1 pseudogene is annotated in these 619 nt (G+C 46.2%); it reads left to right on the top strand.

The window, feature by feature from the left end:
- Nucleotides 1-619: pseudogene (locus R7Q48_RS28675) on the top strand (exopolyphosphatase); the annotation flags it as partial.

Below are 619 nucleotides of genomic sequence, written 5' to 3'. Positions count from 1 at the left end.
CGAGCAAAAACTTCAGCAAAGCCATGCTCGCTGCCGAACAAAAGTTAGAGTCCATCGCGACCAAATACCGCAAGAAAGGTTGGGATATTGCACTCGGCTCATCAGGCACCATCAAAGCGATTCAAGAGGTATTGATTGGGCTGGGCTTTGAAGACGGTTTAATTACAGCAAAGCGTCTGAGTAAGCTCATTGATACTTTAAACGAGTTCGCGTCAATTGATGATATTCAGTTGGCTGGCCTGACCGATGAACGTAAACCGGTATTTGCCGCTGGTGTGGCGATTTTAGCTGCGATTTTTCAGGCACTAAAAATCGACCAGATGTTTTTCTCTGATGGAGCATTGAGAGAAGGCTTGTTATATGAAATGGAAGAGCGGTTTGCTCGCTCTGACATTCGCATGCGTACCACGGAAAACCTAGCACAAAAACATCGTGTGGATCTCGAGCACGCTGCACGCGTAAAAGGTCACGCACGCGAGATGCTTGAACAAGTACATTCTGAGCTTGGGATTAAAAAGAAAAGCGAACTGTTTGATTTATTAGAATGGGCCGCTCTGCTGCATGAAGTTGGGCTAAGCATCAACCTACGCAGCTTCCATCGCCACTCGTTTTATATTCT

The sequence above is a fragment of the Vibrio sp. 378 genome (genome assembly GCF_033339435.1).
The sequence above is the reverse complement of the archived record's forward strand: the minus strand, read 5'-3'. Positions and strand labels throughout refer to the sequence as shown.